The organism is Oceaniradius stylonematis (assembly GCF_965223445.1).
In the GTDB taxonomy this organism is placed as follows: domain Bacteria; phylum Pseudomonadota; class Alphaproteobacteria; order Rhizobiales; family Rhizobiaceae; genus Roseitalea; species Roseitalea stylonematis.
In genome coordinates this window covers 1,727,267-1,742,512 of record NZ_OZ244994.1, presented here as the reverse complement: position 1 = coordinate 1,742,512, position 15,246 = coordinate 1,727,267, and the positions used below count along the sequence as shown (strand labels likewise).

Below are 15,246 nucleotides of genomic sequence, written 5' to 3'. Positions count from 1 at the left end.
TAATCGAGTGAACCATGGTCGGTCGCGTCAGCGACATCGATATACGCCTGCTGCGGATCTTCGTCGCGGTGGTTGACGCGGGCGGCTTTTCGCTGGCCGTGGCACGCCTCAATCTCGCCGAATCCACAGTCAGCCAGCACATGGCCGATCTGGAGACGCGTTTGGGCCTGCGCCTTTGCGAGCGCGGCCGCGGCGGCTTTCATGTCACGCCCGCCGGCGAGGAAGTCTACCGGCTGGCCATCAACATGCTGCTCGATCTCGAGGAGTTTCGCGACCAGCTCACCTCGATACGATCGGGGGTGGCCGGCACGCTGCGGATCGGTTTGCCCGACGGGATCATCGGCGACCCGCACTTTCCGATTGGCCGGCAACTGGCCCAGTTCCTCAAGCGCTATCCGGAGATCCAGCTTGAGATCAACATGCGCTCGCCACGGGTGCTCGAGCGCTCGGTTCAGGATGGCGATCTCCTTTTGGCGATCGGGCCGCGCCATCGTCGCGTTTCCGGCCTGCGCTTCGTGCCGATCTATGCCGAAGCCAATTCGCTTTATTGCGGGCGCGGCCACGACCTTTTCGGCGTGCCGCCCGAGAAGCTGGCGGCCAAGGATGTCGAGCAGTTCGATCGGATCGCGCGCGGCTATCTGGACCGTTTCGACGCCCAGTTCTTCCGCGACCAGACATATCGGATCACCGTTCATCAGGTGGAAGCGGCGGCCATGATGATCCTGGCGGGCGCCGGCATCGGCTTCCTGCCCGATCATTTCGCGGCCGCCTATGTGGAGCGGGGCGAGTTGTGGCGGGTCAAACCCGATCACTTCCGGTTCGACAGCGACATGGGCGCGATTTTGCATCCGTCGAAATCGGACGAACCGAAGGTCTCCCGCCTGCTCAAGATGCTCGGTATCGGCTGACCGGACCGAGGGTGGTGAGCTCGGCACGAAAGTTGTGCCGATGGTCGCCGGTCTGGCCCCTCGATGACAAACTCGCAGCGATCACCACGCCTCGCCGAACTGCGCGAGCGTGTGCGCTTTCCGACCGGGCCAGGCATGGCAAGGCCGTGAGCCGCGCCCGGCGACAGTCTTGTCCCGCATCGTTCGCGCCGGACAATTCCGTAACTGTGGCAGTCGCCTACCATGCGACTGGTCAGGCCTGCTGAGCGCCGGCCCAAGCCGGAAAGCCTGCCGCACGGCAGCCGATCAGCGATTTCACACGCCGCTTTCGCGGTACGAGCGGAGACCAGACCAGAGACGCGGGTCTGGTACGCTCGTTCCAGCCGGGAAGCAGGTTGCGAAGGCGCCCGTCGCGCAGTTCGGAGACGACTGCAAAGCTGGGCAAAATGACCGATGCCAGCGCCCTTGGCGACAAGCGTGAGCGCACAAAGGCCGCTGTTGGTGCGACAGCGCGGATTGATCGACAGGCGACGCTGGCGGCCTTCCGGGCCCGACAGGAGGACTTCGGGAGCCGTGATTGCCCCGCCTGAACGGTCCGGTTTGATTGTGGTTTATGACCAGCCAATGGTCCATCGAGACTATGGTTTCCGGGGCCGATGCTCGGACAGGCGCCGCATTTACACAGTCATGCCCGGGCCAACGGCGTCGATATCCCCCTGCGCCGTCGAGCGGTATGTCGGTGAAGCACGCAGGTGCCACGTGGTCATGGAAACGCGGCCCGCCGGCCGTCAACGGGTCGCCGATGCCCTGACCGCTGATGCCGATGTGCTTGCACACCTTCTGTCGCGGGAACAGGGCAAGCCATCGGCCAAATCGCAGGCCGGGGTCGGTGGCGCCGGCTTCTTCATCAACGGCTTTGCCGATCTCGATCTCGCACCGACGGTCCATCGCGATGCGGACGCGCAACATGTACGCGCCGAGCGGCGCCCCATCGGCGTCGTCGGCGCAATCACGGCCTGGAACTATCCGGTTCTGCTCGGCGCATGGACGATCGTCCCTGCCGTCCTGACCGGCAACGCCGTGATCCTGAAACCGGCGCCAACAACACAGCTGGCCACGCTCAGGAAGGCCGAGATCGCCGATCGGATATTCCCGCCGGGCATGGTCACAGTGCTTGCAGGCGACGACAATCCCGCCATGGCTGGAAGCCGGTTCGGTCTGGATCAACCAGCACCCCTCCACAGGACCCGAGATCACGTTCGGAGGCATCAAGCAGTCCGGCATCGGCGTTGAATGCGGTGTTCGGGGTCTGGAGGAGCAGACTTTCCGTTCGTCCTGAACGTCAAGAAGGGATGACCGGGCCGGGACGCGATCCGGTCGGGCGGGTCAGAACTCGCCGAACAGGCCCGCCCGCGCCGCCGGCAGGCCGTCGGCGTTGAGGCTGAAGGCGGCCGTGATGCCGCTGGGCCTCGGCGTGTCCAGCCGGTGTGCGACGGCGAAGCCGCTGGCCCACTTGGACTTGTAGACACCCATATTGGCCGCCCAGGTGGTGCGGCCGGGGGCCGACGGCATCGGCGCATTGGCCATTGCCATAACCGCCGCGATGCCGCGCCGCGATTCGGTCTGGACCTGGTCGATGCGGCGGTTCAGATGGTCGATGTCCGCCCCGACCGCGCTGGCAAGGTCGCCCAGCAGCGACTGCAGCGGCACGGCGGCGAGGTTGCCGCCGGCGTCGGTCGTCACGATCTGCGTCGGTCCCGATTGCGCCGCACGGCTTGCGTCCGAGGCAATGCCCGGCATCGTGTATGTGTTGGCCCCCGTTCCGATGACGATCTGGTTGGCGCGGCCGGTGCTGGCGCCGGCGCCCAGCGCGGCCGACCCCGCATGGGTCGCCGATGCGCCATGCCCGACAGCGGTCGCGCCGCTGCCCGAAGCGACCGAGCGCGCACCTTGGGCCACCGACCGGTCGCCATTCGCCTGGGCGCCGGCGCCGGTTGCCGTCGCATCGGTGCCCGCGGCCCCGGCGCCCCAGCCAACGGCCAAAGCGTCGTCGCCCGTTGCCGCCGCTGCCGCAAGGCCCGACGTATTGTTGGCGGCGATCACGCCGAAGTCGCCATCGACCACCGTCAGCGCCGTATCGAGGGCGGCCAGCGCCGATCCGACATCGTTGTGGGTCGTCCCGCGGATCGTGAAACCGGGATCGGTGAAAAGGCCTGTGGCGGGGTCGAACGCCGCGCCGCCTCCGAGCGCGCCGGCCAGATTGTCGCCGACCGCACGCAACTGGCGCAGATTGACCGCATCGGTGTCGGCGGTACCGCCGGCGACGTTGGTGATCTGCCGTTCGCCGCCCGCCGTGCCGACCGAAACCGCGCCGGCCGACGAGGCCACGGACGTGCCGGAAAACGCCTCATCGGCGCCCGCCATGCCGGTTCTGCCGGCCACCGAGCCCGCACCGAGGGCAAGACCGCCCGCCGTGGTGACCGTGCTGTCGCGGCCGATCGCCACGCCGTCGATGGCGGTCACGGTGCCACGCAGACCAAGCGCAACGGCACCGGTCGCGCCGGCTGCGGTGTTGGCGCCGTTGCCGATCGCGATCGCGTCCGCTTCACCTGCCGATGCCAGCGGGTTGCCGGTGCCGCCAAGACCGTCGATCGAGCCGCCGCCCATGGTGATGCCTTCGCCGTTGTCGATGTCCACGCCCTGCGTGCGCAGCTGGCAGCCCGACCCGAGAGCCACAGCATTTCCGTCCGTGTCCAGAACGCTCAGCCCGATGTTCTGGCCGCTCAGCGGCGCCTGAATGTCGGTGTTGATCTCGCCGATGATGAGATTGAGCACCGGATCGAGCAGGCCGCTCAGAAGGCCGGACGCCGCGTTGCTGACAGGATCGAGCACCGGCAGATCGACGCTCAAGCCCGAGCAGACATCGACAAGCGCCTGCGAACGGGCCGGTCCGGCGAACCATGACAGTGCGGAGGCGCAACAGGCCAGGGAACAGATGACGATACGGACGCGACGCATGGGCAGGCCTCGATACACGCAAATGTTGCACTTGACGCTACGTCATCAACCTTAACGATTATTTCCAGCGACGTTCCCGCATGAGGCGAATTCGGTTGTGTTCTTCCCCCTCGTCAACCTGCCATTAACCCTCATCGCAGCGCATGGCCGTTGCGATCTCCGGTTAACCCTTTGTCACCGGCAGCCCGCGCATAATGGCGCCAGATCAATCTGGACAGCGGCAATGCAGACCCTTTCGACAACCAGGCAAGGCGCCGTCGCGGTCAAACCGGCCGATGCGGCCGGTGACGGTCCCGATCACGCCGTGTGGCTTCCGGCGCTGGCGTTTGCCGGGGCGGCCGGCACATTTGCGCTCGGCCAGTTTTCTTTTGCTGCGGCGTTGAGCGTGGCCGTGGCCGCATCGGCCGGTTCTGCACTGATCGCGGTCGGGCGCGGTTCGGAACGGTTGCGGGCGCCACTGTTCGTGGACCGCCTCGCCCAAGGCTGCCTCTGCGCGGCGCTTCTGTGGGCCGCCCAGCTGCTGACCGCCGGATTGCTGCCGGCGGGCATGGGCCTTGTTTCAACCGGCCTGACCGTTCTGGCCCTGTTCATGGCCCTGTCGGCCCTCGAAGCGATGGCGGCCGCCGGGCTTTGCCTTGCTGCCCGGCGTGGCCTGGGCGGGTCGATCGCCGCGGCGATCGTGCTCGACAATCGCGGCTTTGCGAGCCTGGGCGCGCTTCGCCGCTGACCGACGGCTTTCCGGTTCACCGAGAACGCAAAAAAATGCCGGGCGCGGACAACTCTTTCCGCGCCCGGCATGTCTGCTGGTGTCGTGTTCGTTCTTGAGCCGGAATTTGTGTGTCGCGCCGCTTGTCAGAAGCCGTAGTCGAGCTTCGACATGGCGATCGCCGTTTCCAGCGCGAGTTGCCCGGACACGGCGAGCGGCACCTTCTTCTCATACATGGCCGCCGCCTTGACCGTCGCCAGCGCAAAGGCCTTCTGGGCGGTCGTTTCGGCCTCGGGCGCGTTGCGCAGGCAGGTCAGCGTGTTCTCCCACAGCATGATCAGCAGGGCCTGTGGCGGGATTTCCGGCATGTGCTTTTCGGCAACCGTATAGTCGGGATAGGCGGGCGCGTTGATGGCCATGAAATTGTGCTGGATCATCGCGTTGATGTGCGGCAGCCAGCCGGCACCGGCGGCCATCATCTCGGGCACCAGCGTGGCGGCGTAGCTGTCGCGGGTCAGATCGTGAACGTGGCGATCGACATGGGCGGACACGGTGACGCCGGGCCGGCGGACACCGGACGGCGTGCGGAAATCGTCCGCGATCAGTCCGGCCTCGATCTCGCGGCGCACGATCCAGCGGGCCGAGCGGCCCGCGAGCGCGCCGAAGGCGGCTATGAAGCTCTGCGGGTGAATGCCCTTCGGACCGTCCAGCGACGTCGACACCAGTTGAAAGAGCTGCGCGGAGAGGCGCGCCGGATCGGGAAGACCGGCATCGGCCGGCGTCCTGCGATTGGTGTTGGCCGGACCGGGTCTTTCGGCGGCCATACCGGCGAGAACCGGATTGAGTATCGTTGCGCTCGCAGCAACCATTGTTGCGTCCCCCTGAAGCAAGTGAGGCCACGATAACAGGCAAACGCCAAGCCCCGGCTAAGGCGATGTTTACAATTTGATGAAAAAAATAACGGGACAGTAAGCACGCCCCATGCGCGTGGCGACCATGCAGGATGAGCCGATGAACGCCCTAACACAATTGATCGACCGCTGGACCGAGGCGCTGACGCCGGAGCATCTGCGCCAGGACATCCAGGTCTACAAGCGCGTGCGCATGTTCATCCTGTCGCACCTGTTCGGCCCGTTCCTCGGCCATCCGGTCACGATCTACCTGTTCCTGAACGACCCCAATCCGTGGCCGCATGTGCACATTCTGGGCCTTTCGGTGACCTTGTTCTGGTTCTTCCCGATCGCCCTTCAGTTCTTTCCCCGGCGGTACGAGCTGCTGGCCATCACCTCGGTCGCCAACCTCAATTTCGCGATCCTGATCACCGCCTATCATTTCGGCGGCGTCTCCTCGCCGCTCTTGATGTGGTTCCTGGTCGTGCCGCTGCTCGCCTTTTTCTATCTGGGCTCCGGCGTTCGCACATCGGTCGCGATCTTCGCACAGATCGTCATCGGCCTTGCCGCGTTCTACGCCGTCTACCTGATGAACCGCTCTTTCCCGATGCACATTCCGCTCGAGGAAATGGTCGATGTGACGATGATCTCGATGCTGTGCGCCTCGCTCTACATCTTCTTCATGGCGAGCTATTATGCCTCGGTCGTCGACTCCCAGTCCGAACTGCTCAAGGAGATCGACCGGCACCAGGCAACGATGGACGATCTGACGGCTGCCAAGGAAGAGGCCGAACGGGCCAACGGCGCCAAATCGGAGTTCCTGGCCAAGATGAGCCATGAGCTGCGCACGCCGCTCAACGCCGTGCTCGGCTACAGCGAAATCCTGCTCGAAGACGCCGAACTGGACGGCAATGGCGAGCAGATCGCGGACCTGCAGAAGATCTCGGCGGCGGGCAAGCACCTTCTGGCCATGGTCAACGACATTCTGGACATCTCCAAGATCGAGGCGGGCAAGACCGAACTGTTCCTTGAAGATGTCGATCTCGACCAGCTGATCGAGGAGATCGAGGTGACCGCGCGTCCGCTGGCCGCCAAGAACACCAATGTCTTCGAGGTGATCAAGGACGGCGAGCTGGGCACCGCCCATCTCGACCTGACCAAGCTGCGTCAGGCGACGTTCAATCTCCTGTCGAACGCATCCAAGTTCTGTCAGAACGGCAAGATCACGCTGGAGGTCAAGACGATCGAGCAGGATGGCCGGCCGATGCTTTCGATGGCCGTTCACGACACCGGGGTCGGCATCTCCGAGGAGGCGCTTGCCAGCCTGTTCCAGAACTTCACCCAGGCCCATGCGTCGATCAACGCCAAGTTCGGCGGCACGGGTCTGGGGCTGTCGCTGTCGAAGAATTTGTGCCGCCTGATGGGCGGCGACATTACCGCCGACAGTGTGCTCGGCGAAGGTTCGGTTTTCACCATCACGGTGCCGATGCGGGTGGAAGCGCTCGCGCCGGCAGAGATGAGCGAGGAAGCGGTGGACGAAACCCTCAAGGACGCGGCCGCCGAACTGCGCAAGCTCAACGAGGCCGACCAGATGCTGTCGACAAGCGCCGACGCGAACTCCCCGTCGCTGGGCACCGTGCTCGTTGTCGATGACGACCCGGAATATCTCGAGATCATGGACCGGATGCTGCGCAAGGAAAACCTCAACCCGATCCTGACGTCCGATCCGGCCAGTGCGTTGCATCTGGCCCGGACGGTTCGCCCGGCGCTGATGCTGATCGACGTGCTGATGCCCGATGTCGATGGCTGGGAACTGGTCGAGACGATGAAGAACGACCCGGTCACGCGCGACGTTCCCACGATCATGGTTTCGATCATGGACGATCCGAAAAGCGGCGCGCCGCAACTGGCCGACGGCTTCATGAGCAAACCGGTCGATTCGGCCAAGCTGCGCAAGGCGCTGCAACTCCATCTCGGCAAGAAGGCCGCGTAGACAAGAGCAGGACGAGACGATGACGACCGTACTGATTGTGGAAGACCATCCGACCAACCGCGACATAATCGGGCGACGGCTGGGCAAGCGCGGGTTTACGATCCGTTTCGCCGTCGACGGACTGTCGGCGATCGACAGCGTCCAGGAAATCAAGCCCGACATCATCCTGATGGATATCGGCCTTGGCGACGGCATCGACGGCTGCGAGACGACGCGGCGGATCAAGACCATTCCCGAGGTGGCCCACATTCCGGTGATCGCGCTGACGGCGAGCGCGTTCGAGACCGATCGCCAGAACGCCCTGTCCGCCGGCTGCACGGATTTCGACACCAAGCCGGTCGACCTGCCGCGCCTTCTGGGCAAGATGAACCAGGCGCTGCACGCCTGACGCCGATCGACCGCCGGGCGCACGATGGCCCGGGCTGTCGACGGGACGTCTCACACCTTTGACGACGTACGAAAAACCCGGCGCGAATCTCGCGCCGGGTCTTGTCTTTCGGGCCTGTCCGCCGTGGCGCTCGTTCAGGCTGCCTTGGCCATATCCCGGTCGAGCAGAATGTTGCGCAGAACCGATATGTCGAGCGGCTTCTGCAGGCTGTGCGTGGCGTCCAGGCCCAGTTCAAGCGCGCGCTGGCGCGTCTGTTCCAGAACGGCCGGCTCCTGTCCGCTGACGATCAGAATGCGGCCGGCATAGCCGTCGTGTGCCAGAAGCTCGAACAGATCGTTCGCGTCGAGGTTCGGCATGCAGATGTCGACTGCCAGGATTGATGGCTTGAGTGCCGTCGTCAGGTTCATCACCCCGCGCGAGTCGGAGGTGGCGAACGCTTCATAGCGGCAGCGCTCGGCGATTCTCACGATCAGCTCGGCCGACGACACGTCGTCGTCAATGGCCAGCAGTCGTTTGGCTGTCTCCAACATGATCAGGCAGCGTCCCGCACACAGTCTGCGAACTGTGCGGCGGCACGCTGGTTCTTCATCAGCGAGGGGTGGTCATCGCACAGAGACAGATATTCCTTCTCCGCGCTGCGCATCGCCTGGAGCATCAGGACGACGAGTTTGTCGACGTCCTCGTGGCTGTGGTCGGACATGACCTGGACGCGGAAACGGGCGCCGCCCTGCGGCACGGCCGGATATTCGACCAGATTGGCGATGGCACCCAGATTGCTCAGATCGCGCGATGCGATGCGGGCCAGACCTTCGGCGCCCACGCGCACCGGCACGATGGCGGACGGGTCGCCCAGCGTTTCAAGGCCGACCTTGCCCATCTCCGAGCGCATGTAGAGGATGTTGTCCATCAGCTTGCGCCGGCGATCGCGGCCTTCGGACGAGTCGACGATCTCGAACGCCGCCAGAACCGTTGCCGCCTGCACCGGCGACAGCGCGTTCGAAAAGGTCTGGGTGGCCGAATAGTATTTCAGATATTCCGCCGTGGCCCGATCCTTGACCGAAATGAAGCCGCCATTGGATGCGAACGTCTTGGAAAAGCTGCCGATGATGATATCGACATCGTGCAGCACGTTCTGCAGGCTCATGTGACCGCGTCCGTCGTCGGCCATCGACCCGAAATCATGGGCACAATCGACCAGCAGGACGGCGTTGTATTCGTCGCACAGCGCGCGCATGGCGGCGATGTCCGGCGTGTCCGAGTGCATCGAGAACAGGCTCTCGGTGACCAGAAGAATGCCGTTTTCCGTGTCGTTTGCGCGGATCTTCTGCAGACGACGTTCCATGGCCCGGACATTGAGGTGGCCATGGAAATGAATGTTGCGGGTCGAGGCGCGGGCGCCTTCCTGCAGGCACGAATGCGCCAGAACGTCCATGACGACATGGTCGTCGGGGCGGACAAAGCCCTGGATGGCGGCAAAGCCGGCCGACCAGCCTGTCGGATAGAGAACCGTCTCGCGGCCGTCGAGAAATTCGGTGATGCGCTTTTCGAGCAGCAGCGAATGGCGCGTGTTGCCCAGAAGCGCTGCCGAACCGGCGCTGTGCACGCCATATTCCTTGATCGCTTCGGTTGCCGCCTCCTTGATGGCGGGATGCGAAGACAGGCTCAGATAGTCCTGGCTGGCGAAGTTGACGCCTTCCATGAGCGCGCCGCCATCGGTCTTGGCGGCACAATGGGTCCGCGGCGCGGTCGCCGTCGATTTGGCATAGGGCCAAAGATCGCAGCGCCGGCGCTCTTCCTGCCAGTGAAAGAAGCCGTCGGTACGGCCCAGCATGTCCGTGCCCTGCTTGGCCTTGAAGTCGCGCAGGCTGCCGGTCAATGCGCCAAATGAAATGTCGTCGAACTGGTTCGCTTGAATGGTTTTCGTCATGGTCGCCCCCATCGTTTTTATGCGGCGAGACTAACCCAGCGGCGTGAAGTCCGGCTTAAGTGCGAGGGTAAACGGTCGCTGAATGCCGCAATGGTGAATCGGTGATGACCGCTGTCCGAAATCGAACGATCCGGAACCCGTTTGCGGAACAATTGCTTAACCCGGCAACGCTAGATTGCATGCTGCGGGGGGACTGGATGTTCGGCATGAGTTTGACCAATCGGGTCAGCACATTTTTGCAAGACCTGACCGGTGGCGCCGATCTGGTCGAAGCGCAGAAGACGGCGGTCGTTGCCGCGCAGGTTATGACGATACTGCGTCACCTGCCGGTGATGGCCATCTCCGGCGTGATGATTGCGCTGATCACCGCCTATGTGGCCTGGGACCATGCCAACTTCACCGTGTTCGCCATCTGGCTTGGCGGCTTTGTCTGCCTCGAAGCGGTGATGCTGGCGCTTTGGTGGAAGAACAGAAACCGGGCGCCCGAAACACTCGCCGAAACGGCAATCGCGGTGCGCAGGACGGTCTGGTATGCGGCGGCGATCGGCCTGTCCTGGGGCAGTCTTGCCGCACTGCTCATTCCTTACGTCGCCGCGGACAACACGATCTTTGCGACAGCACTGATAACCTCCGCGATCCTGGTGACGGCATTCAGCCTGATGGCGCTTCTCCCGGCAGTGCTCGTGTTTGTTCTGATCAGCGGGTCGCTGGCGATCGCATCGGCGCTGTTCCATCCGCATGCCGAGGAGTGGCCGCCGATCGTCGGTCTGATTGCCGCTTACATGCTTTTCATTCCGTGGCTGGCCGTTTCGTACGGCCGCGCGTTTCTGCGGCATCTGAAGACCGACATCGAGAACCGGGAGAACGCGCAGGTCATCGGCTATCTGCTCGATGAATATGAGGAGACGGTCTCGGAATGGATCTGGGAGACCGATCCAGCGGGGTGCACTGCGCGCATGTCCTCGCGTCTGTCGGCCAAGCTGGGCACGACCGGTGAAGGGACCGCGCGCGTGCCGTTCGCCACGCTTTTGGGCCTTGTTGCACGGGTGGACGATGCCGGCTTCCAGGAGGTGCGATCGGCTCTCATCGAAGGCCGGGCTTTCTCCGGGATCGAATGCCAGGTCAGGAGCGGCGGCACGGATCAGTACTGGCGCATCTCGGGCCGGCCGATCCGTGACGATGCGGGCACCCCGGCCGGCTTTGTCGGCACGGTGCGCGACATCACCGCCGAAAAGGAAGCCAAGAACCAGATCATCCGTCTGGCGCATCGCGACACGCTGACCGGGCTCTACAACCGCGCCAGCTTCACCGAGCGGCTGGAAAATGCGGTGCGCACGCTGGAACGCTACGGCACGCCGTTCACGCTGCTTTTTCTCGATCTGGACAAGTTCAAGCTGGTCAACGACACCTATGGCCACCCGGTCGGCGACCGCCTTTTGGCCGAGGTGTCCAAACGCATCCAGGCGATCGTGCGCAAGGATGACTGCGTGGCACGGCTGGGCGGCGACGAGTTCGCCATCATCCTCGAGCAGAGCAATGACGCCGTCTTCGCCGCCAAGCTGGCCTCGCGCCTGATCGCCAGCGTGCTCGAAGCTTATGTGATCGACGGCGAAACGCTTTGGATCGGCGTCAGCGTCGGCATTGCGCTGGCGCCCCAGCACGGCACACGGCCCGAACAAATCCTGCGCAATGCCGATCTGGCGCTCTATCGCGCCAAGGAGGACGGGCGCGGCGTGTTCCGCTACTTCGAAGCGCAGATGGACTTTGCCCAGCGCGAGCGGCGTATCCTAGAGCAGGAGATGCATCAGGCGCTGGAGGACGAAGAGTTCCGCCTGTGCTACCAGCCGCTGATCGGCAGCGAAAGCGGCCGCATACGCGCCATGGAAGCGCTGATCCGCTGGGATCATCCGATCCGCGGCGAGATTTCGCCGGTGGAATTCATCTCGATCGCAGAACAGTCGAACCTGATCGTCGCTATCGGCAAGTGGACGCTTCGCACGGCCTGTGAGGCGGCGACGGCCTGGCCCGATGATGTGTGTGTTGCGGTCAATGTCGCTGTCCCGCACTTCATGCGTTCGGACATCGTCGCCGATGTCGAGGCCGTGCTCCAGGCGACGGGGCTGCCGGCATACCGGCTCGAAATCGAGATCACCGAAAGCCTGCTGATCGAGGATTCCGATGACGTCCTGAACCGGCTCATCGCGCTGAAGAAGCTGGGTTGCGCCATCGTCATGGACGATTTCGGCACCGGCTATTCCAGCCTGTCCTATCTGCTCAAATTCCCGTTCGACCGGCTGAAGATCGACCGTTCCTTCACCAGGGACATCGATACCGGCGAAAGCGCCAAGGCGATCCTGATGGCGATCGCCTCGCTGGGTGAGAATCTCGGCATCAAGATCACCGCCGAGGGCGTCGAAACGGCCGATCAGCTCGATTTTCTGGTCGACATTGGCTGCGACCAGCTTCAGGGCTTTTACTTCTCCCAACCCGTCCGGCACGAAGACGTCGCGCCGATCATGCTGCGCAACTTCATGGATTCCCGGCAGATGTCCCTGCATGCGGAAATTCGCGACGAGCGCGAGACCAGGCGCAACCGCTCTGCGGGCTGAGGCCCGCGGGACAGCCGCGCCTTGTCCGGAATAACACAATCTGGCGGTGCGCGTTTACTTGCTGGCAACCATATGGATTTACCGTGATGGCATATCCACCCTGAAAGGTCGTGATATGCGTAGACTTGTGATCGGTGCACTTGCCCTTCTTCTGACCAGCGGCACGGCCACCGCAATGGACCATTCGGGTTCGGCGAGCGGCCAGTGGACGGGTGCGCAGCTCGGTGTCCTTTACGGCTACAGCTGGATGAAGGACATGAACAATGTCCTGCGGCTGACGGCCGAGGGCAACGGCGATGTGATGGGTGTTTACGCGGCCTACAACCACCAGGTGGGGCATTTCGTCGGCGGCGGCGAAGTCACCTACAGCCGGCACGACAACATGTTCACTGACGGATCGGGTGTGCGCGTCGGCGATGTCTTCGCCGCAAAGCTGCGCGCCGGTGTCGGCTATGACCGTTACAATGCCTATGGCATGGTCGGCGTCACGCACGGTACGACCAACCTGGCCGGTGACGACTGGGGCGCGGTGTTCGGTGTCGGTCTGGATGTGCTCCTGACCCATTATCTGGTCGCCGGCATCCAGTACAACTACTACAACTATGTGGACTTCAACCACACCAAGATCGACGCCGACCTGTCCGAGGTCACCGTCCGTCTCGGCTACAAGTTCTAAAGCGCCGGCAACCGCCCACAAATTGCGGCCTGCCCCTTGGCGCCGCCCGCGCCAAGGCCTAACTCCGTGGTCCGTCAAACGATCATGAGGCAGGGCAATGGGCGATACGAACCGGGTCAATCCGGCCATAGAGACATGGGACGGACCGCTCGGCCTGCCCCGGCAGGAGGCGATCGCCGACAGCGACCTGCCGCCGGCCATCAAGGCCGGTTTCGCCCGTGACCTTGCGGAAGCCGAAGCGGTTGCGGCGAATCCGGAGCCACCGACCTTCAACAACACGATCGAGGCGCTCGAACGAGCCGGCGACCTGCTTGGGAAGGCGGCATCGATCTTCTTTGCCCGCGCCGGCAATCACACCAACGAGACCATCCAGGCCGCCGAGCGGGAATTGGCGCCGCTTTTCGCGCGGCATGCCGGCACGATCGCCCAGAACAAGGCCCTATTCAGCCGCATCCAAACGCTGTGGCGGAACCGCGACGCGCTGGATCTGACGACCGAGCAAACCGAGGTGCTGCGCCGCTATCGCCGGACATTCGTGCGGCAAGGCGCGGCGCTGGAAGGCGAGGCGCAGGCCCGTCTCATCGCCATCAATGAGCGCCTTGCGGAACTGGGCACGGCTTTCGGGCAAAACGTTCTCGCCGACGAAGCCGGCTGGGCGCTGATGCTGGACGGCGACGGCGATTTGGCCGGTTTGCCGCCCTCGACAGTGGCCGCCATGGCCGCCGCGGCCGCTGAACGCGGCGAAGAGGGCAAACACGCGGTGACGCTGTCGCGGTCGATCATCGAACCGTTCCTGACCTTTTCGACCCGCCGCGACCTGCGCGAAATCGCATTCCGCGCCTGGACCGGACGCGGCGAGACGAACGATGTCACCGACAATCGCCCGATCATCGCCGAAACGCTCAGGCTGCGTGCCGAGAAGGCGCAATTGCTTGGTCATGGCAGTTTCGCCGCGCTCAAGCTCGACGGAACCATGGCCAAGACGCCCGAGGCGGTGAACACGCTGCTTGAAACGGTCTGGGAAAAGGCGCGCGCGCAGGCCGAGACCGAGGCCGCCGACATCGCCGCGCTGATGCGTGAGCAGGGGACCAATCACGATCTCGGCGCGTGGGACTGGCGGCATTATGCCGAGCAGATCCGCGCTGCGCGCTACGCCTATTCGGACGACGAGATCAAGCCATACATGGCGCTCGAAAGAGTGATCGAGGCGGCGTTCTACGTCGCCAACCGGCTGTTCGGGCTGACCTTCGAGGAGGTGCCGGGCATTGCCACGCATCATCCCGATGCCCGCGTGTGGCGCGTCAGCGACGCCGATGGCGCACACCGTGCCGTCTTCATCGGCGACTATTTCGCCCGGCCTTCCAAGCGTTCGGGCGCATGGATGAGCGCGCTTCAGGTGCAGTCCAGGCTGCTCGGGCGCCATCCGATCATCACCAACACGATGAACTTCGCCAAGCCGCCGGCCGGCGAGCCGGCGTTTTTGTCGTTCGACGATGCGCGCACGCTGTTTCACGAATTCGGCCATGCGCTGCACGGCATGATGTCCGATGTGACCTATCCGTCCGTGTCGGGCACCAATGTCGCGCGCGATTTCGTCGAGTTGCCATCGCAGCTGTTCGAACACTGGCTGACCGTGCCCGAGGTTCTGAACCGGTTCGCGCTGCATCACGAGACCGGCGAGCCGATGCCGGAGGCGCTTCTGGACAAGGTGCTCGCCGCGCAAACCTTCAATGCCGGGTTCGACACGGTCGAGTATACGGCGAGCGCGCTGGTCGACATGGCCTATCACCAGGGCGCCGATGCGCCGGCCGATCCGGCTGTCTTCGAGGCCGAAAAACTGGACATGCTCGCCAAACCGGCGGCGATCACGATGCGCCACCGCTCGCCGCACTTCCAGCACATTTTCTCAGGCGATTCCTATGCGGCGGGCTATTATTCCTACATGTGGTCGGAAGTGCTCGACGCGGACGCCTTTTCGGCCTTCGAGGAAGCGGGCGACCCATTCGATCCCGCGCTCGCCGAAAAGCTGGGGCGGCACATCTATGCGTCCGGCGGCACCGCCGATCCCGAAGACGCCTATATCGCCTTTCGCGGCAAGCTGCCGACGCCGGACGCCATGCTGGAAAAGCGCGGGCTGACGTAGCACAGTGAC

At 64.1% G+C, this 15,246-nt stretch carries 12 protein-coding genes and 1 pseudogene; 9 read left to right on the top strand and 4 right to left on the bottom strand.

Annotation, left to right across the window (positions count from 1 at the left end; all coding sequences use genetic code 11):
- Positions 1-14 precede the first annotated feature (14 nt).
- The 3 genes and pseudogenes from ACOQOU_RS08550 (at position 15) to ACOQOU_RS08540 (ending at position 2,226) form a co-directional block, all read left to right on the top strand.
- On the top strand, positions 15-908 hold the full coding sequence (locus ACOQOU_RS08550; protein ID WP_306025455.1) for a LysR family transcriptional regulator: 894 nt from the start codon (positions 15-17) through the stop codon (positions 906-908).
- Between the two features lie 432 nt (positions 909-1,340).
- Positions 1,341-2,063 (top strand): annotated as a pseudogene (locus ACOQOU_RS08545) (aldehyde dehydrogenase family protein); the annotation flags it as partial.
- Positions 2,062-2,226, top strand: coding sequence for an aldehyde dehydrogenase family protein (locus ACOQOU_RS08540; RefSeq protein ID WP_245412788.1), 165 nt, complete (start codon positions 2,062-2,064; stop codon positions 2,224-2,226). The pseudogene ACOQOU_RS08545 and the gene ACOQOU_RS08540, both read left to right, overlap by 2 nt.
- Before the next feature lie 47 nt (positions 2,227-2,273).
- On the opposite strand, the gene ACOQOU_RS08535 is transcribed toward ACOQOU_RS08540, so the two are convergent.
- A complete protein-coding gene (locus ACOQOU_RS08535) occupies positions 2,274-3,905 on the bottom strand; it encodes a hypothetical protein (protein WP_306025457.1) in 1,632 nt (543 codons plus the stop codon).
- A gap of 223 nt (positions 3,906-4,128) precedes the next feature.
- On the opposite strand from ACOQOU_RS08535, the gene ACOQOU_RS08530 reads away from it, so the two are divergent.
- A complete protein-coding gene (locus ACOQOU_RS08530) occupies positions 4,129-4,632 on the top strand; it encodes a hypothetical protein (RefSeq protein WP_109765663.1) in 504 nt (167 codons plus the stop codon).
- A 125-nt stretch (positions 4,633-4,757) separates the two neighbouring features.
- On the opposite strand, the gene ACOQOU_RS08525 is transcribed toward ACOQOU_RS08530, so the two are convergent.
- Entirely contained in the window at positions 4,758-5,480 is a 723-nt protein-coding gene (locus tag ACOQOU_RS08525; RefSeq protein WP_306025458.1) for a hypothetical protein, read from the bottom strand.
- A gap of 142 nt (positions 5,481-5,622) precedes the next feature.
- On the opposite strand from ACOQOU_RS08525, the gene ACOQOU_RS08520 reads away from it, so the two are divergent.
- Both ACOQOU_RS08520 and ACOQOU_RS08515 read left to right on the top strand, forming a co-directional pair.
- The gene (locus tag ACOQOU_RS08520; protein WP_158585195.1) at positions 5,623-7,494 is read left to right on the top strand and encodes an ATP-binding protein; all 1,872 of its coding nucleotides are present in this window, start codon (positions 5,623-5,625) and stop codon (positions 7,492-7,494) included.
- A 19-nt stretch (positions 7,495-7,513) separates the two neighbouring features.
- On the top strand, positions 7,514-7,882 hold the full coding sequence (locus ACOQOU_RS08515) for a response regulator (RefSeq protein WP_109765660.1): 369 nt from the start codon (positions 7,514-7,516) through the stop codon (positions 7,880-7,882).
- Between the two features lie 134 nt (positions 7,883-8,016).
- On the opposite strand, the gene ACOQOU_RS08510 is transcribed toward ACOQOU_RS08515, so the two are convergent.
- On the bottom strand, positions 8,017-8,412 hold the full coding sequence (locus ACOQOU_RS08510; protein ID WP_109765659.1) for a response regulator: 396 nt from the start codon (positions 8,410-8,412) through the stop codon (positions 8,017-8,019).
- A gap of 2 nt (positions 8,413-8,414) precedes the next feature.
- Positions 8,415-9,809, bottom strand: coding sequence for an aminotransferase class I/II-fold pyridoxal phosphate-dependent enzyme (locus ACOQOU_RS08505; protein WP_306025459.1), 1,395 nt, complete (start codon positions 9,807-9,809; stop codon positions 8,415-8,417).
- Between the two features lie 206 nt (positions 9,810-10,015).
- Between ACOQOU_RS08505 and ACOQOU_RS08500 the strand changes: the two genes are divergently transcribed.
- From ACOQOU_RS08500 to ACOQOU_RS08490, 3 genes are all read left to right on the top strand, one after another.
- Positions 10,016-12,418 carry a putative bifunctional diguanylate cyclase/phosphodiesterase gene (locus ACOQOU_RS08500; RefSeq protein WP_158585196.1) on the top strand — a complete coding sequence of 801 codons (2,403 nt, stop codon included), beginning with the start codon at positions 10,016-10,018 and terminating at the stop codon, positions 12,416-12,418.
- A 115-nt stretch (positions 12,419-12,533) separates the two neighbouring features.
- The gene (locus ACOQOU_RS08495) at positions 12,534-13,094 is read left to right on the top strand and encodes an outer membrane protein (protein ID WP_306025460.1); all 561 of its coding nucleotides are present in this window, start codon (positions 12,534-12,536) and stop codon (positions 13,092-13,094) included.
- Positions 13,095-13,191: 97 nt separating this feature from the next.
- The gene (locus ACOQOU_RS08490) at positions 13,192-15,237 is read left to right on the top strand and encodes a M3 family metallopeptidase (protein ID WP_109765656.1); all 2,046 of its coding nucleotides are present in this window, start codon (positions 13,192-13,194) and stop codon (positions 15,235-15,237) included.
- Positions 15,238-15,246: the final 9 nt, after the last annotated feature.